This is a genomic window from Pseudomonas sp. LAMO17WK12:I1 (assembly GCF_900177315.1).
GTDB classification, from domain to species: domain Bacteria; phylum Pseudomonadota; class Gammaproteobacteria; order Pseudomonadales; family Pseudomonadaceae; genus Aquipseudomonas; species Aquipseudomonas marginalis.
The window spans coordinates 1-26,032 of sequence record NZ_FWZV01000013.1 but is presented as its reverse complement, the minus strand read 5'-3'; the positions used below and the strand labels follow the sequence as shown (position 1 = coordinate 26,032).

At 63.0% G+C, this 26,032-nt stretch carries 22 protein-coding genes; 10 read left to right on the top strand and 12 right to left on the bottom strand.

Features of this window, described 5'->3' with window-relative positions:
• The first annotated feature begins 6 nt into the window (after nucleotides 1-6).
• From treS to B9N88_RS23460, 3 genes are read left to right on the top strand one after another with little or no spacing between them, the layout of a single operon-like run.
• Complete coding sequence (gene treS / locus B9N88_RS23470) at nucleotides 7-3,354, top strand: maltose alpha-D-glucosyltransferase (RefSeq protein WP_027606384.1); 3,348 nt, start codon at nucleotides 7-9, stop codon at nucleotides 3,352-3,354.
• Nucleotides 3,351-5,588 (top strand): 1,4-alpha-glucan branching protein GlgB, encoded by a 2,238-nt coding sequence (gene glgB / locus B9N88_RS23465; RefSeq protein WP_027606383.1) that lies wholly within the window; start codon nucleotides 3,351-3,353, stop codon nucleotides 5,586-5,588. Before treS ends, glgB begins: the two co-directional genes overlap by 4 nt.
• Nucleotides 5,589-5,639: 51 nt before the next feature.
• Nucleotides 5,640-6,806, top strand: a complete 1,167-nt coding sequence (locus B9N88_RS23460; protein WP_027606382.1) for a GGDEF domain-containing protein — start codon at nucleotides 5,640-5,642, stop codon at nucleotides 6,804-6,806.
• An 8-nt stretch (nucleotides 6,807-6,814) separates the two neighbouring features.
• On the opposite strand, the gene B9N88_RS23455 is transcribed toward B9N88_RS23460, so the two are convergent.
• The 3 genes from B9N88_RS23455 to B9N88_RS23445 all read right to left on the bottom strand — a co-directional run bounded on the left by B9N88_RS23455 (nucleotide 6,815) and on the right by B9N88_RS23445 (nucleotide 11,314).
• Entirely contained in the window at nucleotides 6,815-9,001 is a 2,187-nt protein-coding gene (locus B9N88_RS23455; protein WP_027606381.1) for a hybrid sensor histidine kinase/response regulator, read from the bottom strand.
• Nucleotides 9,002-9,172: 171 nt separating this feature from the next.
• A complete protein-coding gene (locus B9N88_RS23450; RefSeq protein WP_027606380.1) occupies nucleotides 9,173-10,024 on the bottom strand; it encodes a CAP domain-containing protein in 852 nt (283 codons plus the stop codon).
• Nucleotides 10,025-10,105: 81 nt separating this feature from the next.
• The gene (locus tag B9N88_RS23445) at nucleotides 10,106-11,314 is read right to left on the bottom strand and encodes an MFS transporter (RefSeq protein ID WP_027606379.1); all 1,209 of its coding nucleotides are present in this window, start codon (nucleotides 11,312-11,314) and stop codon (nucleotides 10,106-10,108) included.
• Between the two features lie 113 nt (nucleotides 11,315-11,427).
• On the opposite strand from B9N88_RS23445, the gene B9N88_RS23440 reads away from it, so the two are divergent.
• Both B9N88_RS23440 and B9N88_RS23435 read left to right on the top strand, forming a co-directional pair.
• On the top strand, nucleotides 11,428-12,312 hold the full coding sequence (locus B9N88_RS23440; RefSeq protein ID WP_027606378.1) for a LysR family transcriptional regulator: 885 nt from the start codon (nucleotides 11,428-11,430) through the stop codon (nucleotides 12,310-12,312).
• 56 nt (nucleotides 12,313-12,368) lie between these two features.
• The gene (locus B9N88_RS23435; protein ID WP_027606377.1) at nucleotides 12,369-13,034 is read left to right on the top strand and encodes a GNAT family N-acetyltransferase; all 666 of its coding nucleotides are present in this window, start codon (nucleotides 12,369-12,371) and stop codon (nucleotides 13,032-13,034) included.
• Between the two features lie 241 nt (nucleotides 13,035-13,275).
• Here B9N88_RS23435 and B9N88_RS23430 read toward each other — a convergent pair whose 3' ends face one another.
• Entirely contained in the window at nucleotides 13,276-13,869 is a 594-nt protein-coding gene (locus B9N88_RS23430) for a TetR/AcrR family transcriptional regulator (RefSeq protein ID WP_027606376.1), read from the bottom strand.
• Nucleotides 13,870-13,941: 72 nt separating this feature from the next.
• On the opposite strand from B9N88_RS23430, the gene B9N88_RS23425 reads away from it, so the two are divergent.
• Entirely contained in the window at nucleotides 13,942-14,541 is a 600-nt protein-coding gene (locus tag B9N88_RS23425) for an NAD(P)H-dependent oxidoreductase (RefSeq protein WP_027606375.1), read from the top strand.
• 1 nt (nucleotide 14,542) lies between these two features.
• On the opposite strand, the gene B9N88_RS23420 is transcribed toward B9N88_RS23425, so the two are convergent.
• The 3 genes from B9N88_RS23420 to B9N88_RS23410 all read right to left on the bottom strand — a co-directional run bounded on the left by B9N88_RS23420 (nucleotide 14,543) and on the right by B9N88_RS23410 (nucleotide 16,866).
• On the bottom strand, nucleotides 14,543-14,932 hold the full coding sequence (locus B9N88_RS23420) for a hypothetical protein (protein ID WP_027606374.1): 390 nt from the start codon (nucleotides 14,930-14,932) through the stop codon (nucleotides 14,543-14,545).
• A 32-nt stretch (nucleotides 14,933-14,964) separates the two neighbouring features.
• Entirely contained in the window at nucleotides 14,965-16,221 is a 1,257-nt protein-coding gene (locus B9N88_RS23415; protein ID WP_027606373.1) for a 3-phosphoshikimate 1-carboxyvinyltransferase, read from the bottom strand.
• Between the two features lie 90 nt (nucleotides 16,222-16,311).
• Nucleotides 16,312-16,866 (bottom strand): UPF0149 family protein, encoded by a 555-nt coding sequence (locus B9N88_RS23410; RefSeq protein ID WP_027606372.1) that lies wholly within the window; start codon nucleotides 16,864-16,866, stop codon nucleotides 16,312-16,314.
• Nucleotides 16,867-17,051: 185 nt separating this feature from the next.
• Between B9N88_RS23410 and B9N88_RS23405 the strand changes: the two genes are divergently transcribed.
• Nucleotides 17,052-17,864 (top strand): crotonase/enoyl-CoA hydratase family protein, encoded by an 813-nt coding sequence (locus tag B9N88_RS23405; protein ID WP_027606371.1) that lies wholly within the window; start codon nucleotides 17,052-17,054, stop codon nucleotides 17,862-17,864.
• A gap of 5 nt (nucleotides 17,865-17,869) precedes the next feature.
• Nucleotides 17,870-18,703 carry an NAD(+) diphosphatase gene (gene nudC / locus B9N88_RS23400; protein ID WP_027606370.1) on the top strand — a complete coding sequence of 278 codons (834 nt, stop codon included), beginning with the start codon at nucleotides 17,870-17,872 and terminating at the stop codon, nucleotides 18,701-18,703.
• Here the strand turns inward: nudC and B9N88_RS23395 are convergent.
• The 3 genes from B9N88_RS23395 to B9N88_RS23385 form a co-directional block, all read right to left on the bottom strand.
• Complete coding sequence (locus tag B9N88_RS23395) at nucleotides 18,671-19,450, bottom strand: TSUP family transporter (RefSeq protein ID WP_027606369.1); 780 nt, start codon at nucleotides 19,448-19,450, stop codon at nucleotides 18,671-18,673. The genes nudC and B9N88_RS23395 overlap by 33 nt on opposite strands.
• 117 nt (nucleotides 19,451-19,567) lie before the next feature.
• Entirely contained in the window at nucleotides 19,568-20,284 is a 717-nt protein-coding gene (pcsA, locus tag B9N88_RS23390; RefSeq protein ID WP_027606368.1) for a phosphatidylcholine synthase, read from the bottom strand.
• 148 nt (nucleotides 20,285-20,432) lie between these two features.
• Entirely contained in the window at nucleotides 20,433-21,359 is a 927-nt protein-coding gene (locus B9N88_RS23385; protein ID WP_027606367.1) for a class I SAM-dependent methyltransferase, read from the bottom strand.
• Between the two features lie 191 nt (nucleotides 21,360-21,550).
• On the opposite strand from B9N88_RS23385, the gene mdeB reads away from it, so the two are divergent.
• Nucleotides 21,551-24,229, top strand: a complete 2,679-nt coding sequence (mdeB, locus tag B9N88_RS23380; protein ID WP_027606366.1) for an alpha-ketoglutarate dehydrogenase — start codon at nucleotides 21,551-21,553, stop codon at nucleotides 24,227-24,229.
• Nucleotides 24,230-24,253: 24 nt separating this feature from the next.
• Here mdeB and B9N88_RS23375 read toward each other — a convergent pair whose 3' ends face one another.
• The gene (locus B9N88_RS23375; RefSeq protein WP_027606365.1) at nucleotides 24,254-24,742 is read right to left on the bottom strand and encodes a DUF1289 domain-containing protein; all 489 of its coding nucleotides are present in this window, start codon (nucleotides 24,740-24,742) and stop codon (nucleotides 24,254-24,256) included.
• Nucleotides 24,743-24,936: 194 nt separating this feature from the next.
• Here B9N88_RS23375 and B9N88_RS23370 point away from each other — a divergent pair, with 194 nt between their 5' ends.
• The gene (locus tag B9N88_RS23370; protein WP_027606364.1) at nucleotides 24,937-25,236 is read left to right on the top strand and encodes a putative quinol monooxygenase; all 300 of its coding nucleotides are present in this window, start codon (nucleotides 24,937-24,939) and stop codon (nucleotides 25,234-25,236) included.
• Nucleotides 25,237-25,281: 45 nt separating this feature from the next.
• On the opposite strand, the gene B9N88_RS23365 is transcribed toward B9N88_RS23370, so the two are convergent.
• A partial coding sequence (locus tag B9N88_RS23365) for a ribonucleotide-diphosphate reductase subunit beta (protein ID WP_143491256.1) occupies nucleotides 25,282-26,032 on the bottom strand: 751 nt, incomplete at its 5' end.

The following is a 26,032-nucleotide window of genomic DNA, read 5'->3' as shown; positions in this document are numbered from 1 at the left end:
TTTCCAATGGCGAAGAAACCCAAGGCTGCCACCTTCATCAAAGACCCGCTCTGGTACAAGGACGCGGTGATCTACCAGGTTCACGTCAAATCCTATTTCGACTCCAACAACGACGGCATCGGTGACTTTCCCGGCCTGATCGCCAAGCTCGACTACATCGCCGACCTGGGTGTCAACACCATCTGGCTGCTGCCGTTCTACCCCTCGCCACGCCGCGATGACGGCTATGACATTGCCGAATACCGGGGCGTGCACAGCGACTACGGAACCATGGCCGATGCCCGGCGCTTTATCGCCGAAGCCCACAAGCGCGGGTTGCGGGTCATCACTGAGCTGGTGATCAACCACACCTCCGATCAGCACCCGTGGTTCCAGAGGGCACGCAAGGCCAAGCCGGGCTCGGCGGCGCGGGACTTCTACGTGTGGTCCGATGACGATCAGAAATACGACGGCACCCGCATCATTTTCCTCGACACCGAAAAGTCCAACTGGACCTGGGACCCGGTCGCCGGCCAGTACTTCTGGCACCGCTTCTATTCCCACCAGCCGGACCTCAATTTCGACAACCCGCAGGTGATGAAAGCCGTGCTGTCGGTGATGCGCTACTGGCTGGACATGGGCATCGACGGCCTGCGCCTGGACGCCATCCCCTACCTGATCGAGCGCGATGGCACCAACAACGAAAACCTGCCGGAAACCCACGACGTCCTCAAGCAGATCCGCGCCGAGATCGACGCCCATTACCCCGACCGCATGCTGCTCGCCGAGGCCAACCAGTGGCCGGAAGACACGCAGCTGTATTTCGGCGACCGCAAGGGCGATGACGGCGATGAATGCCACATGGCGTTCCACTTCCCGCTGATGCCGCGCATGTACATGGCGCTGGCCCAGGAGGATCGCTTCCCGATCACCGATATCCTGCGCCAGACCCCGGAGATCCCCGCCAATTGCCAATGGGCGATCTTCCTGCGCAACCACGATGAGCTGACCCTGGAAATGGTCACCGATAAAGAGCGCGACTACCTGTGGAACTACTACGCCGCTGACCGTCGCGCACGCATCAACCTGGGCATTCGCCGGCGCCTGGCGCCCCTGATGGAGCGCGACCGCCGCCGTGTGGAGTTGCTCAACAGCCTGCTGCTGTCGATGCCCGGCACCCCGACCCTGTATTACGGCGACGAAATCGGCATGGGCGACAATATCTACCTCGGCGACCGCGATGGCGTGCGCACGCCGATGCAATGGTCCATCGACCGCAACGGCGGTTTCTCCCGCGCCGACCCGGCCAGCCTGGTGCTGCCACCGATCATGGATCCGCAATATGGCTACCTGTCGGTCAACGTCGAAACCCAGGCCCAGGACCCGCACTCACTGTTGAACTGGACCCGCCGCATGCTGGCGGTGCGCAAGCAGTCCAAGGCGTTTGGGCGTGGCAGCCTGAAGATGCTCTCCCCAAGCAATCGCCGCATCCTGGCGTATACCCGCGAATTCACCGGCGAAGACGGGCGCACCGAGATCATCCTGTGTGTGGCCAACGTCTCGCGCAGCGCCCAGGCGGCCGAGCTGGACCTGTCGGCTTTTGCCGGCATGGTTCCGGTGGAGATGCTCGGCGGCAATGCGTTCCCGCCCATCGGCCAACTGAATTTCCTGCTGACCCTGGCGCCGTATGGCTTCTATTGGTTCGTGCTGGCGGCGGAAAACCAGATGCCCAGCTGGCACGTGGAGCCGGCGCAAAGCATGCCGGACTTCACCACCCTGGTGCTGAAAAAACGCATGGAAGAGCTGCTCGACGAACCGTGCCGCACCACCCTCGAACAGACCTCGCTGCCCGCCTGGCTGCCCAAGCGCCGTTGGTTTGCCGGCAAGGACACCGCCATCGACAGCGTACGCATCGCCTACGGTGTGCGCTTTGGCGACCCGCAGCACCCGGTCTTGCTCAGCGAGCTGGAAGTGACCGCCGGTGGCCAGGTCAGTCGGTATCAGCTGCCGTTCGGTTTTCTTGGCGAAGACCAGTTCACCAGCGCCTTGCCGCAACAGTTGGCCCTGGCCCGCGTCCGGCGAGTGCGTCAGGTCGGCCTGGTGACGGACGCCTTCAGCCTGGAGCACTTTATCCGCGCGGTGATCCAAGGTCTGCAGGCCGGTACCGTGTTGAACGGCAGCGACGGCGACCTGCGTTTTGAAGCCACGCCACACTTGGACACGCTGCAACTGACGGACGAGTCGCCGGTGCGTTACTTGTCTGCCGAGCAGTCCAACAGCTCGGTGGTGGTGGGCGAGAGCCTGGTGCTCAAGCTGATCCGCAAAGTCAGCGCCGGGGTGCACCCCGAGCTGGAAATGAGCGCCTACCTGACGCAGGCGGGTTATCCGAATATCTCGCCGCTGATGGGCTCGGTGATTCGCCATGATGGCGCCGGCCAGGACAACCTGCTGATGATCGCTCAGGGCTACTTGAGCAACCAGGGTGACGCATGGAGCTGGACCCAGAACAACCTGGAACGTGCCATTCGCGATGAACTGGCCGAGGCCATCTCCGAACAGGAACAGCATTACAACGCACTGGGCGAGCTGGCGGACTTCGCCGGGCTGCTCGGCCAGCGCCTGGGTGAAATGCACGGGGTGCTGGGGGCCAAAACGACCAATAAGGACTTCAAGCCCGAACCGACCAGCGCCAAGGATACCCAAGCCTGGGCCAAGGACGTTGGTGCGCAGATCGACCGTGCATTGCAATTGCTCAAGCTGCATCAAAGCCAATTGAACCCTGCCGATCAGGCGCTGGTCAGTGAATTGCTGGCGCAGAAAAAAGCCATCGGCGCGCATGTCCAGGCGCTGGCGAAAGCCACCTTGGGCGGGCTGCGCATTCGCGTCCACGGTGACTTGCACCTGGGCCAGGTGCTGGTGGTGAAGGGCGATGCCTACCTGATCGACTTTGAAGGCGAACCGGCGCGGCCGCTGCATGAACGGCGCGGCAAGCACAGCCCGTATAAAGATGTGAGCGGCGTGTTGCGCTCCTTTGACTACGCGGCGGCCATGGCCTTGAACGTACAAGGGGTGGATCACTCGCCCGCAGCGGACCAGGCGCGCAGGCGCGTGACCGATCGCTACCTGAAAGAGGCCCGCCAGGCATTTATCCAGGCTTATCAGGCCGCTGCGTCTACACTGGCGCATGACTGGCAGGATGCCAAGGGCCAGGACGCCGCGCTGACGTTGTTCAGCCTGGAGAAGGCCGCGTATGAGGTAGCGTACGAAGCGGAAAACCGCCCGACCTGGTTGCCGGTGCCCCTGCAGGGCTTGCACGGGTTGTTGAGCGGGATTACATCTAAATCGAACACTGCACGCGGTGGGGAGACGTCATGAGCTTTACGAGTAAAGAACCGCTGCAACCGAAGTTGACAGCCATGCCGGCGTCCAAGGACGTCGAAGCGCTGGTGCGCGCCGAGCACCACGACCCGTTTTCCATTCTCGGGCCACACGATGACGAGCAGGGCGGCCAATTTATCCGCGCGTTCCTGCCGGAAGCCTTGAGTGTCCAGGTGCTGAGCCGCGATGGCGGTGAACAGATCGGCAGCCTGGATGCGACCCAGGTGCCGGGCCTGTTCGTCGGGCAGTTCAACACCCGCCAGGCGTACTTGCTGAAAATCCAGTGGGCCGGTGGCGAGCAGATCACCGAAGACCCTTACAGCTTCCAGCAACTGTTGCTGGGGGAGATGGACCTGTACCTGTTCGCCGAAGGCAACCACCGTGACCTCAGCAGTTGCCTGGGGGCCCAGGTGACCAACGTCGATGGCGTAGACGGCGTGCGTTTTGCCGTGTGGGCACCGAATGCGCGGCGGGTTTCGGTGGTAGGAGACTTCAATATCTGGGACGGCCGCCGCCACCCGATGCGCCTGCGGCATCCGTCGGGCGTGTGGGAGATCTTCATTCCACGCCTGCAACCTGGCGCCGCCTACAAGTACGAAATCCTCGGTGCCCACGGGATTCTGCCGCTCAAGGCCGACCCGATGGCGCTGGCGACCCAGTTGCCACCCGATACCGCCTCGAAAGTCGCCGCGCCGTTGCAGGTGGACTGGCAGGACCACGAGTGGATGCAAGCGCGGGTCGAGCGCCAGAAGGCCACGGCGCCGCTGTCGATCTACGAGCTGCACGTGGGCTCCTGGCAGTGCGAGCTGGACGAGGCCGGCGAAGTGGCGCGCCAATACACCTGGCGCGAGCTGGCCGAGCGGTTGGTGCCGTATGTGCAGCAACTGGGCTTCACCCACGTTGAATTGATGCCGATCATGGAACACCCGTTCGGCGGTTCGTGGGGTTACCAGGCGCTTTCACAGTTCGCACCGACGGCGCGTTTTGGCTCGCCGGAGGACTTCGCCTATTTTATCAACGCGCTCCATCAGGCCGATATCGGCGTGATCCTCGACTGGGTGCCGGCGCATTTCCCTACCGACACCCATGGCCTGGCGCAATTCGACGGCACTGCGTTGTATGAATACGCCAACCCGCTGGAAGGCTTCCACCAGGACTGGGACACGCTGATCTACAACCTGGGCCGCACTGAGGTCCACGGCTTCATGCTGGCCTCGGCGCTGCATTGGCTCAAACACTTCCACATTGACGGGCTGCGGGTGGATGCGGTGGCGTCGATGCTGTACCGCGACTATTCGCGCAAGGCCGGCGAATGGGTGCCCAACCGCCATGGCGGGCGCGAGAACCTGGAAGCCATCGACTTCCTGCGCCATTTGAACGACGTGGTTGCACTGGAAGCGCCCGGCGCCCTGGTGATCGCCGAAGAGTCCACCGCCTGGCCCGGCGTCAGCCAGCCCACCCAACAGGGCGGCCTGGGCTTCAACTACAAGTGGAACATGGGCTGGATGCACGATTCTTTGCATTACATCCAGCAGGATCCGGTCTATCGCGCCCATCACCATAACGAGTTGAGCTTCGGCCTGGTGTATGCGTGGTCCGAGCTCTTCATCCTGCCGATTTCCCACGATGAAGTGGTGCACGGCAAGCACTCTCTGATCGACAAGATGCCCGGCGACCGTTGGCAGAAGTTTGCCAACCTGCGCGCCTACCTGGCGTTCATGTGGATGCATCCGGGCAAGAAGCTGCTGTTCATGGGCTGCGAATTCGGCCAGTGGCGCGAGTGGAACCACGACCAGCAACTGGACTGGTACTTGCTGCAGTACGCCGAGCACAAAGGCGTGCAAAAGCTGGTGGGTGACTTGAATCGCCTGTATCGCGAAGAGCCGGCCCTGCACGAGCAGGATGATGCGCCTCAGGGTTTCCAGTGGCTGATCGGCGACGACGCGATCAACAGCGTCTACGCCTGGCTGCGCTGGAGCAAGGACGGCAAGCCGGTGCTGGTGGTGGCCAATTTCACCCCGGTGCCCCGTGAGGCCTACAAGGTGGGCGTACCGTTTGGTGGGCGTTGGAGCGAGGTGATCAACAGTGACGCCGATACCTACGCGGGTTCCAATTACGGCAATGGCGGTGGCGTGTTCACCGAGGATGAGCCACGCCATGGGCAACCGGTGTCACTGTCGTTGAACCTGCCGCCGTTGGGGGTGCTGATTTTGCGGCCTGACGGGAGTTAAAGGCTCTACCCTGCTGGATTCAGTTGTCCACGCTGGTGGCAGGGTGCCACAATGGCGCCTTTGTCATGGCAGTCGAATCAGGCGAATTTCATGAATGGCCTTGGGCATGGGCGGGACCAGGATTGCTTTATAGAGGCACAGGTGCGAACCGACCGTTTGCACCAGTTGTTTCGCCAGTCATTTGCAGCCATTTTCGGCAGCTACATGGCAGCCGCCATGCTCTGCTGGCTGTGCTGGGAGCGCTTCGATCACACGTTGATGCTGGTGTGGCTGGTGGTGTTGGGCGCGTCGTCGCTGCTGCGGGTCAAGATGTTCCTGGACTGGTTCCGCTGCCCCAACAGCGAACGCACCCCGGACCGCTGGGAGCGCCGCTACTGGGTCACGCTGGTACTGTCCGCGGGCATTTGGGGGGCTGGGGCACTCGCGCTGATGCCCCCCGATGATCGGTTGTCCCAGGCGCTGGTGATGCTGTTCACCGTGGGGATGTCGGTCAGTGCGGTGTCGTGTTATTCGGCCTATCGCTATATGACCCTGGTGTCCATCGGCCTGGTGTTGCTGCCGTGCACCCTGTGGCTGTTGTTCCAGCCCACATCGATGCAAGTGGGCATCGGCATCGCGGTCCTGGTGTTTTCCACGTTTGTGGCCAGTGCCACGCGCAAATTGTCCGATGCACTGGAGAAAGCCTTTCGCCTGACCCGGCAAATGGAACGGGCCCATAACATCTCGACCCGTGCCGCACAGACCGATGAGCTGACCGGCCTGATGAACCGCCGGGCGTTTTTCGAACATGCGCAATTGCTGTATGCGCAATGCCGTCATAACCAGCAGCCGCTGTGCGTGCTGATGATGGACATGGACCACTTCAAGCAAATCAACGACACCTATGGGCACCAGGCCGGCGATCAGGTCTTGCGCCAGATTGGCGGGGTGATCAGTGCGTCGTTCCGCAAGGCCGATGTGTATGGTCGCTTGGGCGGCGAAGAGTTTGCCGTGTTGTTGCCCAATACGTCGTTGGACACCGCGCGCACTATTGCCGAGGACCTGATCAAGGCTATCGCCGGTTTGGCCGCCGAGCCGGTCAAGGGGCTGTCAGCCAGCCTTGGGGTGGCGTTCACCCATGCCGTGGACGAGGACCTGCACGGCCTGATGAACAGCGCCGACAAAGCGCTGTACCGGGCCAAGGCATTGGGCCGCAACCAGGTGGCCGTGGCGGAGTAGGGCGCGGCTCAGTCCTTGTGCATGGCCTTGATCAATACCCGCGAAACCTGCTCGGCAGAGTAAGGCTTGGGCAGGAACTCGAAGCCGTCATAGCCATTGTCTGCCAGCTCTTCGCTGTAGCCCGAGGTCAGTATCACCGGCAGGTCCGCTCGACGCTGGCGCAACAGCTTGGCCATGGCGACCCCGGTGATACCGGGCATGACCACGTCGGAGAAGATCACATCGAAGGCCCTCCCATCGTGCCCGGCAAGGGTCAGGGCCTGTTCGGCATCGGTCACCCAGGTGGCCTGGTAGCCCAGGTCTTGAAGAATCTGGCTGGCAAACCGCCCGATCTCCAGATTGTCCTCCACAATCAGCACCCGGCACTGTGATGTGTCGTGGGACGAAGCCGGCGCTTCCTCGCAGGGGAGTGGCAGTGCTGCTTCGGCTTCGACCTGGGGCAGATACAAGGTGAATACGCTGCCTTGGCCGGGCGTGCTGGTCACATCGATATTGCCCCCCGACTGCTTGGCGAAGCCGAAGACCTGCGACAGGCCCAGGCCGGTGCCTTTACCCACCGCCTTGGTGGTGAAGAACGGCTCGAAAATGCGTTCGACGGTGTCTTCGGGAATGCCGGGGCCGGTATCGGCGAGCGAAATGGCGACATACGCCTTACCCGACCCGGCGTCGCCGCGAATATGGGGCAACGGCTGTGCCCCGAGGACTTTCAGGGTCAGGGTGCCCTGGCCCTCCATTGCGTCCCGTGCATTGAGGGCGATGTTGATCAGTGCGGTTTCAAACTGGCTGGCATCGATCCGCGCAAAACACGGCTGCGAAGGCATCTCGACACGTACATGAATGCGCGCGCCTGTGACGCTCTCCAGCATCTCGCCGATGTTCTGAACGCGCTGGGCCACGTCGAAGACTTCCGGGTTCAGCGGTTGGCGGCGGGCAAAGGCGAGCAATTGGCTGGTCAACTTGCTGGCCCGCTCTACGGTATCCGCCACTGCGCCCATATAGCGCTGGCGACGCTGCTCCGACAGGTCTGGCTGACGCAGGAAGTCCACCGATGAGCGGATGATCGTCAGCAGGTTGTTGAAGTCATGGGCCACGCCGCCGGTGAGTTGGCCGATGGCTTCGAGTTTCTGCGACTGGCGCAGCGCGGCTTCGGCCTTGGCCAGCGCCAGGGTGCGTTCTTCGACGCGCTGTTCGAGAGTGGTGTTCAGTTCGGCATAGGCCGCCAGGCCCTTGCGCACATCGGCATCGGCACGCACGCGCTCGATATGCGCCCAGGAGCGCTCGGTGACTTCCCGCAACAGGGCCAGGTCGTAGGGTGACCAGGGGCGTGGGCTTTTGTCATGGACGGCCATCAGGGCGGTCAGGCGACCGTTCTTGATCAGCGGCATGCAGATCGTCGCCGTCACCCCCAGGGCCTGGAAGGTGGCGGACTCTGCGGGCGGCAACTCGCGCAGATTGTCGTGGATCACCAGGGGGTCGCCGGCGCGCAGGCATTTGACGGCCATCTCGCCGAACGCCGCCAGGCTGTAGCGGCCAATGATGCTGGGCGAGCCGGGCGCGGTCCAATTGTCTCGAATGGTAAAGCCGTCTTCATCGGCGTCCATGTCGGCGTAGGCGCAATTGCTCACCTGCAGGTGCTCGGCCAGCAACCGGGTGGTGCTGGTCATGATGGCTTCGGCATCGACGGCGTTGACCACCGCGTTGCCGATGGCGTCCAGCACCGCCAGGCGGCGTGCCAGGAACACCGTGGCGGTGGTCTCGGTGACGGTGTCGAGCATGCCGACCACCTTGCCTTGGGGATCGCGGATCGGGCTGTAGCAGAAGGTGAAGTACGCCTGCTCCCGCCTCGGGCCGCGTTCAATCACCAGGGGGAAGTTTTCGATATAGGTGGCGTGGCCCTCGAAGGCGGCGTTGGCGATGTGGCTGACGTCATCCCACACCTCGGCCCACACTTCGTTGAACGGGCGCCCCAACGCGTAGGGCTTGCTACCCAGGATCGGGATAAACGCATCGTTGTAGAGCGTGATCAGCTGCGGACCCCAGACAATCGCCTGGGGAAAGCTGGAGGCGAAGCACAGCGCCACGGTGGTCTTTAACACGTCCGGCCACTGTTCCAGCGGTCCTAGGGGCGTACTGGCCCAATCATGCTGACGGACTTGCTCAGCCATGTCGCTGCTGCTTTGCAGCCAATTCATCATTGGGAGAACACCTTGTATTCCGGAATCTTCAACGCGCCCGCAAGGATGTGGCGTAAAGCTACAGACCTGTCTGGTCGCTGCCAGTTCAGCACGATTATCCGCTAGATGGCATTTTGATGCTGTATTCGTTTGAAAGAGCGAAGGGCCGGGGGGTGGGCGATTGCCCAACCCTTATTGCGTGCCGAATAAAGCGGTCCAGTAGATGCCCGCGTCACTCTTCGGGTCCATGGCATAGGCTGCGCCCAATTCGCGAAACTGCGGGTTCATCAGGTTGGCGCAATGACCCGGGCTGGCGAGCCAGCCGTCGACCACCTTGCGCGGGGTGTCCAGGCCGGCGGCGATGTTTTCGCCGATGTTTTTCGCGATATACCCGGCCAGTTCCGCGCGGTCGCCAGGCGTGCGGCCGTCGTGGTCCAGGTGGTCGAAGAAATTGCCGTTGGCCATGTTGCGCGTGTGGCTGTTGGCGGCCCCGGCCAACGCCTCGTTCCACGACAATGGCGTGGTCGCGGTAAACGCCTGGGTGCCGCACTGGCGCGGTTGTGTACGGGCGGCATTGATCAGGTCGAGCAGCTTGCGGCCTTCGGTTTGCCAATCGCCCAGGCCGCTGGACAGCAACGGGCGGGCCAGCACGATGCGCCAGTCCTGGCCGCTGTTGCTCACGCCGATGTCGACGAATTGCGGGTCCAGCACCACCCGGCAGAAACTCTCGCGCACGGCTTTCATGGCTGCCTGGGCGTCCTTGGGCCCGGACAGGCTGATGGCCTGCACATTGACCATCGGGTACGCGGCCCGGGCCAGGGCCTGCTGCAGGTCGCCGACGTTATTGGCCGGCAGCACCAGCCGTGTATCGTTGGCCAACGGTGGCAGTTCCTGGGAACCCTGGTCGCCGCAGCGCTGCACCTGGCTGCGGTACTCGTTGATCTGTTGCACCAACTGACTTTCTTCATTCGCCATCGCGCTGGCGCAGAACACCGTACTGGCGGCCAGCGTCGTAAGACCCATCATCAATGACAGAACGCGCATGGACGTTACCCTTGAGCTTGAAAGTGCCCATGATGCGCGATGTAACCCCGTCTGGCGCAACGCCTTTTTTGTTTTTTTGCCTCAACGGGCATTCTGTGGGGCATTCACGGCGCGGATGCGGCCCGCTGTCATCGCGGTGGCCAGCAGGATCAAGCCCACGGCGACGGTGAAAGTCGCATGCAGGCCACTGGTCACGGATTGCGCGGTGGCGCGGGTGACATCCGGGGTCGCCCAGGCGAACACCGCCCCCAGGGCCGAGGTACCGAAGATCAGCCCGATATTGCGTGACAGGTTGAGCAAGCCTGCGACCGTACCTCGGCGCGCACCGTCTACATCGCACATCACCGCAGTATTGTTGGCGGCCTGGAACAGGCTATAGCCCGTCGTCAGAATCACCAGCCCCCCAAGGTAGGCGATCAATCCCGAGGCCAACGACAATAGTAATGCGCCGCAAACCAGGATGCCCAACCCGGCGAAAGTCATAAGGCGCCAGCCGTGGCGGTCGGTGAGGCGCCCCGCCGGTACACCGCTGAGCGCCGCGACACAGGGCCCGACGGCCATGGCCAGGCCCATCCATTGCGGGTCCAGCCCCAGCCCCTTGGACAGGTAGAAAGGGCCGACCACAAAGGTTGCCATGATCACCGCCGCTACTAACGCACTCATCGCGAGACTCGTGCGCAATGATGCTTCCTTCAACGGTGACCAGACGCTGGAAGGTGAGCCTGCTTGGCGTCGATCAACCGGCAAGTAGCGCCACGCGAGGCTGGCCGTGAGTAACCCCAAGGGCATGCCCACCAGAAACAGCGCGCGCCAGCCCCACACACTGAGCAATAACCCGCCAGCGGCGGGGCCCATGGCGGTACCGACGGCTGACATTGTGCCCAGCAGGCCCATCACCCGGCCGGTGCGTTCCTTGGGCACCGTGTCGCCGACCATCCCCAGCGCCATGGCCATCATGCTCGCCGCGCCCAAGCCCTGCAGGAGGCGTGCGGCAATCAGCCAGCCCAGCGAGGGCGCGCCTGCACACAGCCCACTGCCCAGCGCAAACAGCAGCAGCCCGGCGAGCAACAGCCGGCGACGGCCCAGGCGATCGCCCATTCGGCCGGCCATGACAATCACCGCCGTGATCGCCATCAGGTAGGCGAGCACCACCCACTGCACGGCATGAAATGACGCATCGAATGCCTGTACCAGGCTGGGCAGGCCGACATTGGCGATGCTGGTGCCGAGGGCGGCGAGCAACATGGACAGCGACAGGCTGGCAAGGCCGCCCCGTGAAGACGTATGCATGGAAGATTCCTTGGGTGGACGCAACTGTCAAAAATCTACGACCTCGCCTAACATGGCGGAAGACGCAGGGTTTGCAGTTAATACCTGCGTCAAACGCCTGCTAAGGAGCGCCCATGCCCGACTTTAATCTGCTGATCACCCTGGATGTCTTGCTGGCCGAAGGCAGTGTCGCCCGAGCGGCCAAGCGCTTGCAGTTGAGCCCCTCGGCCATGAGCCGGGCGCTGGCGCGCTTGCGTGAGACCACCGGCGATCCGCTGTTGGTCCGCGCCGGGCGCGGGCTGGTGCCGACGCCGCGGGCGCAGGCATTGCGTGAGCAGGTCAGCCGCCTGGTGCAGGACGCCCACGCAGTGCTGCGCCCGGCACACGCCCTGGACCTGGCCCAGGTGGAGCGCACGTTCACCTTGCGCACCAGTGAAGAGTTCGTCGAAAACTTCGGTCCCGCGTTGCTGGCGCGCATCGCACGGGAGGCGCCTGGTGTACGCCTGCGTTTCGTCAGCAAGACCGACAAGGACAGCAGGTTGCTGCGCGAAGGCAGCGTCGACCTGGAGACCGGTGTGGTCGACCCCGACGCCAGCCCCGAAGTGCTGACCCAGGCGCTGTTTCGCGACCGTTTGATTGGCGTGGTGCGCAGCGGCCATCCCCTGAGCCAGGGCGACATCAGTGCCGAGCGGTTTGCCCTGGGGCGGCACGTCTATGTCTCGCGGCGCGGGCAGGAGCGCGGCCAGATCGACGATGGGCTTGAAGCCCTGGGCTTGACGCGGCAGATCGGCACCATCGTCGCCGGGTTCGCCACGGCCATCGCCCTGGCCCGCGACACCGACCTGATTGCCAGCGTGCCCGAACGCTACACTGCCCATCAGCGCGAAGGCCTTTACAGCTTTGCGTTGCCGTTGACGCTGGCACCGTTCACCGTGGCGATGCTCTGGCATCCGCGGCTGGATGCCGACCTGGCCCACCGCTGGTTGCGCGGGTGCGTGCGTGAGGTGTGCGGGCACTGAACGGCCTGCAACAGGTACAATCGCCGCTGCCTTGACGCGAAACCCCAGGAATCTGCATGTTCAGCCTTACCCGCTATACCACACCGTGCCCCGAGCCCATCAATGCCCAGATCCTGCAGATGGTGGTGGACAACCTCACCGACATCAGCAGCGTCGCACTGCCGCCGAGCAACCTGCTCTACAACATCTACCAATACGCCATCGGCTTTGAGGTGCACCTGTACCTGGAGGCAGTGGGCGGGTCGAAGGGGATTGCCGTTGAGTTGATCGTGGCGATGCTCGAGGAGCAGGTGATTGGCTTTTGCCTGTACCTGCCGGTGAAAGACGATCCTGAAGCCTGTGGCATTGCCTTTATGGCGGTACAGGCCGGTTTCCGGCGTCAGGGGGTGGCGCGCGGGATGATGGCGGACGTGCTGGCGCGCTATCCCCATGCGGAGTTGGCCTGTGCCGTGGAGAAGGTAGCGGCCTTCGAGGCCATGGGGTTTGAAGTGCGGGGTGCGCGGGGCACCCAGGTGTTGATGAATACCCGGGACTACGGCACCGATGGCTTGATGGGCGTGTTGGATGTGGCGGCGATCTACAGTTCGCTGGAGGTACGCCAGATCCATACCTACCTGCTGCAAAAACATGGCAAGCGGGCGATGGTGGACGCCGAGAAACAGCGTGATCGGCACCTCGATCAACTGGCCCGCAAGGTCCAGCTGTTTGTGGCAGGGCGTTAGCCTGGCCTGGTTGGCTTTTTTTGTAGTGAGCGGGCTTCTGTGGTGAGCGGGCTTGCCCCGCGCTGGGCTGCGAAGCGGCCCCGATAAGAGCGCTGCAGTGTGCCAGGCAGATCCGGGGCTGTTTCTGGGGCCGCTTCGCAGCCCAGCGCGGGGCAAGCCCGCTCACCACAACAAGCCTGTTCACCACAACAAGTCTGCTCACCACAGCAAAGTTCGTTTACCACAGAAGCTTCTTCAGTCTTCAACGCCGTGGGCGGTTGACCATTGCCAGGATGGTCGCCAGCAACTCATCTTGCGCCTCTTCACGGCTGATCTCGCCACTGGCCGCAGCGTAGGACAACGCTTCCGCAGCGCCCAGCATCGCCCTTAATCCTGCCTGTGATACGTGGCCAAAGGGTTCCAATGCGGCACGGCATTTGTCGAGAAAAATCGCCTCGTACTTACGCTTGAGCGCTTCCAGCTCCGGCGAGCTGCTCAGTGCGGCAATCACCCCCGGAATTTCCCGGCCCTGCAATAACACGCAATCGACATAGCACGAGGCGATCACCCCGGCGCGTTCTTCCAAGGTCGCGCGGCTGGCGTCGAGGGCTTCGGCAAACACCTGGGTCTGACGCGCGTCGAAGTCTTCATACAGCGCGGCGAGCAGCCCGGCACGGGTGACGAAATGGTCGTAGACCACCGGTTTGGTGACGCCGGCCAGTTCCGCCAGGCGGCCCAGGGTCAGGGCTTCGGTGCCTTCCTCGCGCACCAGCTGCCAGGCCACCTCCAATAACTGACGCAGGCGATCTTCACGGGACAGGCGACGACGTGGGGCAGGGGATTCAGGGCTTGACATGCTTATATACCAAAAGTAACTTGTTGGCGTTAACTTACCAAAAGTAGCTTAAACCCAAACGGAGTCAAAGTCATGCACGCACTCATCGTCGTTGCCCATCACGACCCACAATCCCTCACCCACGCCGTGGCCGCGCAGGTGGCTGCCGGGCTGACTGCTGAGGGCCACACCTTCGAAATCGCCGACCTCGCCGCCGAAGGCTTCGACCCGCGCTACACCGCCGCCGATCACCGGGTACACCGCACCCAGGCCACGCCCCCGGCCGACGTGCTGGCGGAACAGGCGCGCATCGAGCGCGCCGATGCCTTGGTGCTGGCGTTCCCGATCTACTGGTGGTCGCTGCCGGGCCTGCTCAAGGGCTGGGTCGACCGTGTGTTCGTCAACGGCTGGGCGATCGACTACGGCCCGGATACCCCGGTGGTGAAAAAACTGCGGCATTTGCAGGTGCACTTGCTGGCCCTCGGCGGCGCGGATGACAGCGCGTTTGACCGTCATGGCTACGCCAAGGCGATGCGCACCCAAATCGACTACGGCATCTTCGATTACTGCGGGGCGAAGGTGGTGACGTCCGAGCTGTTGCTGGATTCGGAAGGCGGCGCGGCCCCGGCGCATCTGAAGACGGCGAAAGCGATCGGGCAGAGGCTGTTCGAGGCCGAGACGGTCGCCGGTTGATTCAACCTTCGCGAAACAGGTCGTGGGCGTCCAACAGGCGGTAGGCAATTTCCGGGTTTTTCTCCAGGCCCCGGCGAATCGCCGCCGGGATCGCTTGCCGGGTCTTGCGGCACATGCCTGGCAGCTCGTCGATGACGATCTGGATGCCGCGCATGCTCTTGACCTCGGTGTGCCCCAGCGCGATATGCACGCGGATGCCCAATAACTCGTGCATCCGCTGTTGCATGCGCTCCAGGTCTTGCAGGCTTTGCAGGTTTTCCAGGCGCTCGACCAGGCGTTTTTCTTCCTGGCGGGTCAGGCTGAGGATACGCAGGTCGGCGCCGGGGGCCTCCAGCAGCTGTTCACGGTCGCAGACACAGGCGCCGGGTGGGCAGGGTTGGCGAATGGTCATGATCCTTACCTCCCCATTCCGACGCCGTTGAGTCAGTCGCTCAACGCGACCCCAAGGCTGCCCAGGGCCTTCCAGTACCCAGGATAGGTCTTGGCCACGCAGTCCGGGTCCTGGATGCGGATCCCCGCGATTTTCAACCCCGCCAGGGCAAAGCACATGGCGATGCGGTGGTCGGCATGGGTGTCGATCAGGGCGTTGCACGACGTGCCGGCCAACGCCGGGTCGGCCGCGACCAGCAGGTCATCGCCTTCAATGCTGGCGAGGCCCGCACGGATCGCATTGAGGCCGTCATGCAGGGCCTGTACGCGATCGCATTCCTTGACCCGCAGGTTGGCCAGCTCCGTGAAGCGCACCGGGGTGTTGTTGAAGGCGGCCAGTACCGCCAGGGTCGGGATCGCGTCCTGCATCTGCGAACCCACCACGGTGGCCTGCATATTCGGGAACTGCGCGATCACCGCCTGGGCCTTGGCGTCCGGTTGGGTGAAGGCGTGGGCGGCCACGCCGATGTCGATGCGGCCACCGGTCAACACTTCGGCAGCCCACAAGTAGGTGGCGGCGGACGCGTCGGGTTCGATCAGGTAATCATGGGCGGTGTAGCCGGTGGGGGCCACGCGCCAGGTGGTGTCGTCGACCACCTCGACCTGGGCGCCGAAGGCCCGCATGCAGTCCAGGGTCAGGTCCACGTAGCCACGGGCACCGATGTCCTTGCCGGTCAGTGCCACTTCAATCGGCGCTTCGCCGCAGGCGGCGAGCATCAACAGGGCGGAGACATACTGGCTGGACAAGCCGCCGTCGATCTCGAAGCGCCTGGCCTGGACCGTGCCCACGCCGTGCACCGTCACCGGTGGGCAACCGGTCGGGCTGTCGACCTGGATACCGTTCCGGCCGAGGGTGGCCAGCAGCGGGCCGATCGGACGTTTCTGCATATACTCGTCGCCGTCCAGTACCACGGTGCCTTGCACGGTAGCCACGGCGGCCGTCAGGAAGCGCATGGCGGTGCCGGCATTGCCGAGGAACAACGGCTGCGCCGGCAATTGCAGCTTGCCGGTGCCGGTGACCACGAAGGTGGTGTCGTCCGGCTCGTCGATGGTCACGCCCATCTGGCGCAGGGCCACCGACATATGCCGGGTGTCATCGCTCTTCAGGGCGCCGCTCAGGCGGCTGGTGCCTTTGGCCAGGGCCGCCAGCAGCAAGGCACGGTTGGTAATGGATTTGGAGCCGGGGGGCGCGACCTTGCCATTCAGGGGGAAGTTGGGCGGTGTAACGGTCACGGTTTTCTGCGAACTCAAGGTGCAAGGCTCCTGATCAAGGCAAGGTGGTACGGAGTGGCCGACGGGCGGACCCGAATAATCGGCCAAAGGTGCGGTGCTTGTCGAGGTCTAGCGCTTGCTCAACCAGTAATCGTGCAGTGCCCGTGCGGCCGGTTCGATAGCGCTGACCCGTTGCTGATGCAGCTTCACATCCAGGTCGGCGGGCAACTCGAAGTTGTCCTGCTCGGCGCACCAGGAGATTTTCTCCAGGTTCGCTACCTGCTCCGCGGGCAACTCAGGCCAATTGCCGATAGCGGCGCCACGGATATAACCAAAGCACCATTCTTCGGCGAGGGTCACGACTTGGTCCTGGTGTTCGGTTTCATCGAAGCGTGCCTTAAAGGCCTTGGCGTCAGTCGCCAGTTGTGCGGCCAGGGTGTTGATATGACGCACGCACAGGTCAAGGAACTGCTGGGCCTCTTCGGCGCTTTCCCACTCCGGGTTCTGCCCGCCCCAGATCGCCGGGAACCACTCGGCGATGTCCACCTGTGCCGGGCTGGACACCAGCGCGGTGAAGTAGCCGTCGAGTTCGGCCAGGTTCAGCACCGAATGGTCGTCGCCGTATTTCAACAGGGTTTCTTCGATGAATTCGAAATCGGCGGGGGCGAGGGGTTGGGTGTGCATGGGCATATCCTTTAAACGTCGAACGCCGCTGATGGGGCGGCTCAAAGCGCGAAGGATGGCGTGTGCCGGGGCTTTTATCCAGCGTCTTTTCCATCGCCGTTGCCAGTCCCGCTTTTGGCCGATGCGCCGTCACGTACCCTTGTTATAGTTCAGGCCTTATCACTCGCCAGCCAGGGATCACTGCCATGTCCGAATACCAAGCTTTCGTCGTCGAACTCAGCGGCAACGTAGCCCATGTGCAGATCAACCGCCCGGAAAAGATCAACGCGATGAACGCCGCGTTCTGGACCGAGATCATCGACATCTTCCAATGGATCGAAGACACCGACGCCGTACGCGCCGTGGTGCTCAGCGGTGCCGGCAAGCATTTTTCCTCCGGCATCGACCTGATGATGCTCGCCTCGGTGGCCAACGACTTCGGCAAGGATGTGGGCCGCAATGCGCGCCTGCTGCGGCGCAAGATCCTCGAGCTGCAAGCCTCGTTCAATGCCGTCGATAACTGCCGCAAGCCGGTACTGGCGGCGATCCAGGGTTACTGCATCGGTGGCGCCATCGACCTGATCAGCGCCTGCGACATGCGCTACGCGGCTGAAGACGCGCAATTCTCGATCAAGGAAATCGACATCGGCATGGCCGCCGACGTCGGCACCCTGCAACGCCTGCCACGCATCATCGGCGACGGCATGCTGCGTGAGCTGGCCTACACCGGCCGCCCGTTCGGTGCCGAGGAGGCGCGCAGCATCGGCCTGGTCAATCGCGTGTATGCCGACCAGGAAAGCCTGTTGGCCGGGGTGTTCGAGATCGCCCATGAAATCGCGGCCAAGTCGCCGATTGCGGTCACCGGCACCAAGGCCATGATCAGCTACATGCGTGACCATACGGTCAATGACGGTCTGGAATACGTTGCCACCTGGAACTCGGCTATGTTGCAATCCAACGACCTGCGCGTGGCCATCGCGGCCCATATGAGCAAGCAGAAACCCGAATTCGTGGATTGACTGACATGACCCCAGGCTGGATTACCACAACGCTGCTGGACAACGACGCCCCCGGCGGCTGGGCCGTCGCCCGCAGCCGCGAGGGCTTTTTGCATGATGCCAACGGCCCGCTGTTCCCTCGGGAATGGCTCAAGCGCCAGGAGCTATCGGTGTTTGCCGAACACGGCATCGGCCACCTCGACGGTGAGCCGGTGTACCTGCTGGAACTCGATTCGGCGGGCGAAGTGCCGGGTTGCGGCTGGCAGGGCCTGCGCGGCTTCATGCTGCAAGGTGATCACACCCTCTACAAAGTGCTGGGCTACGCCGCGCAGATCGGCACCTGGGCGCGGGAGCATCGGTTCTGCGGCAGTTGCGGCCAGGCCATGGTCCAGGTGCCACGGGAACGGGCGATGTATTGCCAGGCCTGCGACCTGCGCAGCTACCCACGGATTTCGCCGAGCATGATCGTGCTGGTGACCCGTGGCGACGAGATCCTGCTGGCGCGCTCGCCGCGTTTTGTCACCGGGGTCTACAGCACCTTGGCGGGCTTTGCCGAGCCGGGTGAGTCGGCCGAGGACTGCCTGATCCGCGAGGTGCGCGAAGAAGTGCAGGTGGAGGTCAGGAACATCCAGTACATGGGCAGCCAGTGCTGGCCGTTCCCCCATTCGATGATGCTGGGCTTCCATGCCGAGTACGCCGGTGGCGACATCGTGCCCCAGGCCGACGAGATCGAGGACGCGCAGTGGTTCAGCATCCACGACCTGCCGCCGCTGCCGGCGTCACGCTCGATTGCGCGTTACCTGATCGACCTCTACCTGGCCCGTCGCCTAGGCCACGCTGAACCAGTGCTGCCAGGCTAGGCGCACGGTCAGGCCGAGAACCACGGTGATAAACACCGGGCGAATGAATTTGGCGCCGCCGCTGATCGCGCTGCGCGCGCCAAAAAATGCGCCACACATCACCGACACGCCCATCGCCAGGCCGACAATCCAATCCACCGAGCCGTTGAAGATAAACACCGACAGCGCCGCCGCGTTGCTGACGAAGTTCATGCTGCGCGCCACGCCGCTGGCCTTCACCAGGTCGATGGGGTGCAACAGCAGGGTGCTCACGGTCCAGAACGCACCGGTGCCGGGGCCCGCCACGCCGTCGTAGAAGCCCAGGCCGAAACCCTGGGCGCCTTGCCATTTCTTCTTGATCGGTGCGTCGGCGTCCAGTGGCGCCTTGGGCGTGCCACCAAACAGCAAATACACACCGCAAGCGAATACGATCACCGGCAGCATTTTGTTGAGGGTTTCGGCGGGCAGGTAGTGGGCAACCACCGCACCGGCCAGCGCACCGATCAAGGTGCCGACGATCGCATGCACCCACTGGCGCGGGTGGAACAGCTTGCGACGGTAGAAGGTGAAACTGGCCGTGGCCGAACCGAAGGTGGAGCTGAGCTTGTTGGTGCCCAGTACCAGGTGGGGCGGCATCCCGGCGGTGAGCAGCGCCGGGGTGGTAAGCAGGCCGCCGCCGCCGGCGATGGCGTCGATAAAGCCGGCGATAAAGGCCACGACGGCGAGAATGGCGAGGGTGGTGAGGTCTACGCTGAGTTCGAAAGGCATGGGAGGGCTTATGGTTGGCAGGGCGCTGTGCGAAGGGGCGCCATCTTACCTGCCTGATGTGCGCAGAACCAACTGTGGGAGCAAGCCCTCTCCCACAGTTGAACGGTGTTCATCTGGCTATTTGTGGGTTCCCATCCACTCCAGCGCCGTGCGCCACACGCAGATTCCGAGGAAATACGCGGACATCACCGACCACAACCCAAACGTCCACGGGTTGGTGTTGGGATAATCCACCACCATCAAGAAGCTGCAGAGCAACCAGATGGTGGTCACTGCGATATTGATCGGCATGAAGCGCTTGACCCGGAACGGGTGCAGGAACTTCATCGGCGTCACGGTCAGCAGGGCCAGGCCGATCACGGTCAGCAAGGTGACCCAGGCGTCCGGCTGGATGATGTATACGCACAAGGCCACCACGTTCCAGGCGGCGGGGAAGCCGACGAAGTAGTTGTCCTTGCTCTTCATGTTCACGTTGCAGAAGCAGAACAGCGATGAAACCAGGATCACCGACACCGTGAACAGGTGGGTAAAGTCCGGCAGGTCGATATAGCGGTAGATAAACAGGGCCGGAATAAACACATAGGTGAGGTAATCGATCACCAGGTCCAGTACCGAGCCGTCAAAGCTGGGCAATACCGTGCTGACATTCACCCGTCGCGCCAGGGAACCATCGACGCCGTCTACTACCAGGGCCAGGCCCAGCCAGAGCAGGCAGGCCTTGGGGGAGTTTTCCAGCAGCGCCAGGGTGGCCAGGAAGGCCAATACCACACCGGTGGCGGTAAAGCCGTGGGCGCCCCAGGCTTTGATTCTGGCTACATGCAGGGTCGATATCACGGGCGGTTCTCCAAAAGGTGAAACGGGGCAGCCGACAACGTGACGCTGTCGAGTCTGGCCGGGGAATGCAGGTATCGACCGGGAAGGGGGTCATAAGGTTCACCGCCCGGCGCATCACATAGCGTAGCAAGCGTAGGACGTTTCGGCATCAGCCTTGGCGAAACACCAGTGCCTTGAGGCCACTTTGCGTGTCGATATCCGGAAATTCCGGCGGGTTTTCCAGCCGTTCAATAAAGCGCAGGCCCGGTGCTTCGCGGGTGACGCCGTCGATCAGGAAGTCTTCGCCGAAGGCCGGGTCGTTCATGCACGCCAGGACAGTGCCCTGGGCCGTGAGTAAATCCGGCAGGCGACGCAGTACACGCTGGTAGTCCTTGGTCAGCAGGAAGCTGCCTTTCTGGAAGGACGGCGGGTCGATGATCACCAGGTCGTAGGGGCCGCTGTGGGTGACCTTGGCCCAGGATTTGAACAGGTCGTGGCCGAGGAAGGTGACCTTGCTCAGGTCATGACCGTTCAGGCGGTGGTTATCGCGGCCGCGGCTCAGGGCGCCACGGGCCATGTCCAGGTTCACCACGTGGCTGGCGCCGCCCTCGATGGCCGCGACCGAGAAGCCGCAGGTGTAGGCAAACAGGTTGAGCACCCGCTGGCCCTTGGCCTGTTCGCGCACCCAGTTGCGGCCGTAGCGCATGTCGAGGAACAGCCCGCTGTTCTGCTTTTTGCCCAGGTCGATCAGGTAACGCAGGCCGCCTTCGGTGATGGTCAGCTCGTCGATGGCTGCGCCCACCAGCCATTCCGTGGTGCTTAGCGGCAGGTAGCGGTGTTGCAGCACCACGCTGTGGGCGCCGGTTGGGGCCCAGTCGAAGTCGATCAACAGCTGTTTCAAACCCTCCAGGTGGAGCGCTTCGGGCTCTTTGAACAGCGCGACCAGCACCACGCCTTGCAGCCAGTCCACGGTCAATTGCTCCAGGCCCGGCCAGCAGCGGCCACGGCCATGGAACAGGCGCCGGGTTTCAGCCGGCGGGTTGGCCAGGGCGGTGAGCAGGTGGGCGTGCAGGGTAGCGAGTGCGTCTGGGTTCATCGTTGAGCGTCGTTCATTGAGCGGGCGGCATTTTAAACACACTGGTGAGGTTTCGGGTTGTTTGAGCACAACGTGCTGGGAAAAAGCCCATAGGCAGTGATTCATGCTCAAAATTCTGCAAGCTGCGCCTGATAACAGGCAAAAAATCCTCAGGCACCGACATAAACTGGAAAAAAAGCCCGGAGGTGCCCATGAACGGTTTCGCGAGTGCAGTGAATCACACAGCCCTGGATCAACCAGAGCTCGACGAATGGCGTGACGCGCTGGCGTCGCTGGTAGCCAATGCCGGCCCTGAGCGCGCTCGGCAGATCCTCGACCTGCTGGCCCGCGACGCCAGCGCTGCGCACATCGACTGGAAACCCCGCCACGGCACGCCCTACATCAATAGCATCAGCGTCGAGCAGCAACCGGCGTTTCCCGGCGACCTGGCCACCGAAGAGCGCCTGGCCTCGCTGGTACGCTGGAACGCCCTGGCCATGGTGGTGCGGGCCAACCAGGCCTATGGCGAGCTCGGTGGCCACATTGCCAGTTACGCCAGTGCGGCGGATTTGTTCGAGGTGGGTTTCAATCACTTTTTCCGCGCCCGCAATCACGACTTTGGCGGCGACCTGGTGTTCTACCAGCCGCATTCGGCCCCCGGCATTTATGCGCGCGCCTTCCTTGAAGGGCGCTTGAGCGCGGACGACCTGGCCCACTATCGCCAGGAACTCGGTGGCGCCAAGGCCGGGGCGCGTGGGCTGTGCAGCTACCCGCACCCGTGGTTGATGCCGGACTTCTGGCAGTTCCCCACCGGTTCCATGGGCATTGGCCCCATCAGTTCGATTTTCCAGGCGCGCTTCATGCGCTATCTGCAGCATCGCGGCTTGCAGGACACCGCCGAGCGCCATGTGTGGGGTGTCTTCGGCGACGGCGAGATGGACGAGCCGGAAAGCATGTCGGCCCTGACCCTGGCCGCGCGCGAAGGCCTCGACAACCTGACCTGGGTGGTCAACTGCAACCTGCAACGCCTCGACGGCCCGGTGCGTGGCAACGGGCGGATCATCGACGAGCTGGAGGCATTGTTCGCGGGGGCGGGCTGGAACGTGATCAAGTTGGTCTGGGGTTCGGACTGGGACCCCTTGCTCGCCAAGGACGCCGACGGCTCCCTGGTCAACACGTTGTCGAGCACCGTGGACGGCCAATTCCAGACCTTCGCCGCCAAGGACGGGGCCTACAACCGCGAACACTTCTTCGGCCAGAGCGCGGCGCTGGCCAGCCTGGTCGAGGGCATGAGCGATGAGCAGATCGACCGGCTCAAGCGTGGCGGCCACGACATGGTCAAGATCCATGCCGCCTATCACGCAGCGCGCCGGGTCAAGGGCAAGCCCACGGTGATCCTGGCCCAGACCAAAAAGGGTTTCGGCATGGGCGAGGCCGGGCAGGGCAAGATGACCACTCACCAGCAGAAGAAGCTCGATCGCGAGGCGCTGCTCGCGTTCCGCAACCGCTTCCAGTTGCCGCTGAGCGATGAACAGGCCGAGTCGCTGAGCTTCTTCAAGCCTGCGGATGACAGCCTCGAATTGCGCTACCTGCATCAGCGGCGCACGGCCCTGGGCGGCTACGTGCCCAGCCGTAGCCAGGCCGCAGCACCGGTGAACGTCCCGCCCGTGAGCGGTTACGCCGGTTTCGCCACGGCGGCCGACGGCAAGGAAATGTCCACCACCATGGCCTTCGTGCGCATGCTGACCAACCTGCTCAAGGACAAGGCGCTCGGGCCGCGCATCGTGCCCATCGTGGCGGATGAGGCGCGTACTTTCGGCATGGCCAACCTGTTCAAGCAGATCGGCATCTATTCCAGCGTCGGCCAGCGCTATGAGCCGGAAGACATTGGTTCGATCCTCAGCTACCGCGAAGCCACCGACGGGCAGATTCTTGAAGAAGGCATCAGCGAGGCCAGTGCCATCAGTTCCTGGGTCGCGGCGGCCACCAGCTATTCGGTGCATGGCCTGCGCATGCTGCCGTTCTACATCTATTACTCGATGTTCGGCTTCCAGCGCGTCGGCGACCTGATCTGGGCCGCCGCCGACCAGCGCGCCCGTGGCTTCCTGCTCGGTGCCACGGCCGGGCGCACCACACTCGGCGGTGAGGGCTTGCAGCACCAGGACGGCAGCAGCCATCTCACCGCCGCCACCGTGCCCAACTGCCGCGCCTACGATCCGGCGTTTGCCGGGGAATTTGCGGTGATCCTCGACCACGGCATGCGCCAGATGCTGGAACAGGATGTGGACGAGTTCTACTACGTGACCCTGATGAACGAAAACTACCCGCAGCCAAGCCTGCCCGCAGGCGTGGAGGCGGCGGTCATCAAGGGCCTGTATCGCCTGGAAGGCGCCGCTGACGCCCGGGTACGCCTGCTCGGTTCGGGCACCTTGCTGCGTGAAGCCCAGGCCGCCGCGCGGTTACTGGCTGAGGATTGGCACGTGGCGAGCGAGGTGTACAGCGTGACCAGTTTCAGCGAACTGGCACGGGAGGCGCGGGAAGTGGAACGCTGGAACCGCTTGCATCCGCAGGCCGGCAAGCGCGTCAGTCACCTGAATGACTGCTTGCCGGCAGGTGCGCCAGTGGTTGCCGTGTCCGACTACGTACGCGCAGTACCGCAGATGATTGCGTCCTATCTGGACTCGAGCTACACCGTGCTCGGCACCGACGGGTTTGGTCGCAGTGATACACGGGCGGCGCTGCGGGATTTCTTTGAGGTGGATCGGCATCACATCGTGCTGGCGGCGCTTACCGCGTTGGTGGAGCAGGGCAGTCTTGAGCGGCACGTGTGCCAGCAGGCGATTGAGCGGTATGGCTTGCAGGTGGATCGCGCAGCTTCCTGGACCTGCTGATTCCCTCGGCAGCTGCTACGACGGTCACATGCTGCTGGCGATGAGAGGCTGACCGAACACTTCGCGTATAAACCCCGGGGCGATATACCGCTCGTAATGCGCCTCGGACAGCAGGAAAAACTCCCGGTCAATGGCATCGCGCAAATCCGCCAGGCTGCGTTCGCGAAACTCCGGCAACAACGCCAAGCCATAGGCGTCCAGCCTGGAAATCACCCGCGCGCCCCGGGCAATCAGCTGGTACGCCCAGCAATACGGCGACTGGTGCGGCATAAAGCGAATCTTGCGGTCTTCCAGTTGTTGGCGCAGGCGCTGGGGGTCGAACACTTCCAGCTTGCTGGCCATCACCTGCACCAGCAATTGCTCAAGGCGCAGCCATACCGCCTGCTTTTCCTCGGCGTTGTAGCCATTCCACTGGATCACTTCATGGTGATAACGCTTGCAGCCCCGGCAGACCAGGTCGCCGTAAACGGTGGAGCACAGGCCGACGCAGGGGGTCTTGATGGTGTGAGGCATTTTCAAGCCTTTGAAGAAAGTGTAAGCGGGTTTTGTCGGTGTTTCTTTATTGCCAGGTGGACAACGATGACCCCAGTCCACTGAGAGCACCCAGCATGAAAACCCCGATCAACGCTTCTGGTTATTGGCTAAGCGCCCTGATGGTTGCTGTCCTTGCCGGATGTACCAGCCCACCCCATGAAAGAGTCACTGCCATGCACAAACCCCTGGTTTCCCTCGCCGTCCTCAAGGCCAAACCCGGCAAGCAACAGGCCCTTAAAACAGGCTTGTTGAACCTGATCGAGCCGACGCGCGCCGAACCAGGCAACCTTGACTATGTGTTGTTCGAGCAGCGGGACGAACCCGGTACGTTCTACATGCGTGAGGCGTTCAAGGACCAGGCGGCACTCGATGCGCATTTTGCGACGCCATACTTCCAGCGCTTCGCCGCAGCGGCGGATGACTGGCTCGATGAGCCTTTGCAGTTGATCTTTCTGGAGCAGGTCTCGGACTGAACCCCGCCCATGGACCGTGATGCTACGGTCCATGGGGCTGCGGGGTTAATCCCAGCTCAATGCGCCGCCGGTCTGATACTCAATAACCCGAGTCTCAAAGAAATTCTTCTCTTTCTTCAAGTCCATGATCTCGCTCATCCATGGGAACGGGTTGGTCGTCCCCGGATACTCTTCCTTCAAGCCGATCTGCGACAGGCGACGGTTAGCGATGAACTTGAGGTAATCCTCCATCATCGCCGCGTTCATGCCCAGCACACCGCGCGGCATGGTATCCCGCGCGTATTCGATCTCCAGCTGCGTCCCCTGCAAAATCATCTGGGTCGCTTCTTCCTTCATCTCGGCATCCCACAAGTGCGGGTTTTCGATCTTGATCTGGTTGATCACATCGATACCGAAGTTCAGGTGCATCGACTCATCGCGCAGGATGTACTGGAACTGCTCGGCCACGCCGGTCATTTTGTTGCGGCGGCCCATGGACAGGATCTGGGTGAAGCCGCAGTAGAAGAAGATGCCTTCCAGCACGCAGTAGTAGGCGACCAGGTTGCGCAGCAGTTCCTTGTCGGTGTCGACGGTGCCGGTTTCGAACTTCGGATCGGAGATCGAGCGGGTGTATTTCAGGCCCCAGGCTGCTTTTTTGGCGACCGATGGAATCTCGTGGTACATGTTGAAGATCTCGCCTTCATCCATGGCCAACGATTCGATGCAGTACTGGTAGGCGTGGGTGTGGATCGCTTCTTCGAAGGCCTGGCGCAGGATGTACTGGCGGCACTCCGGGTTGGTGATCAGGCGGTACACG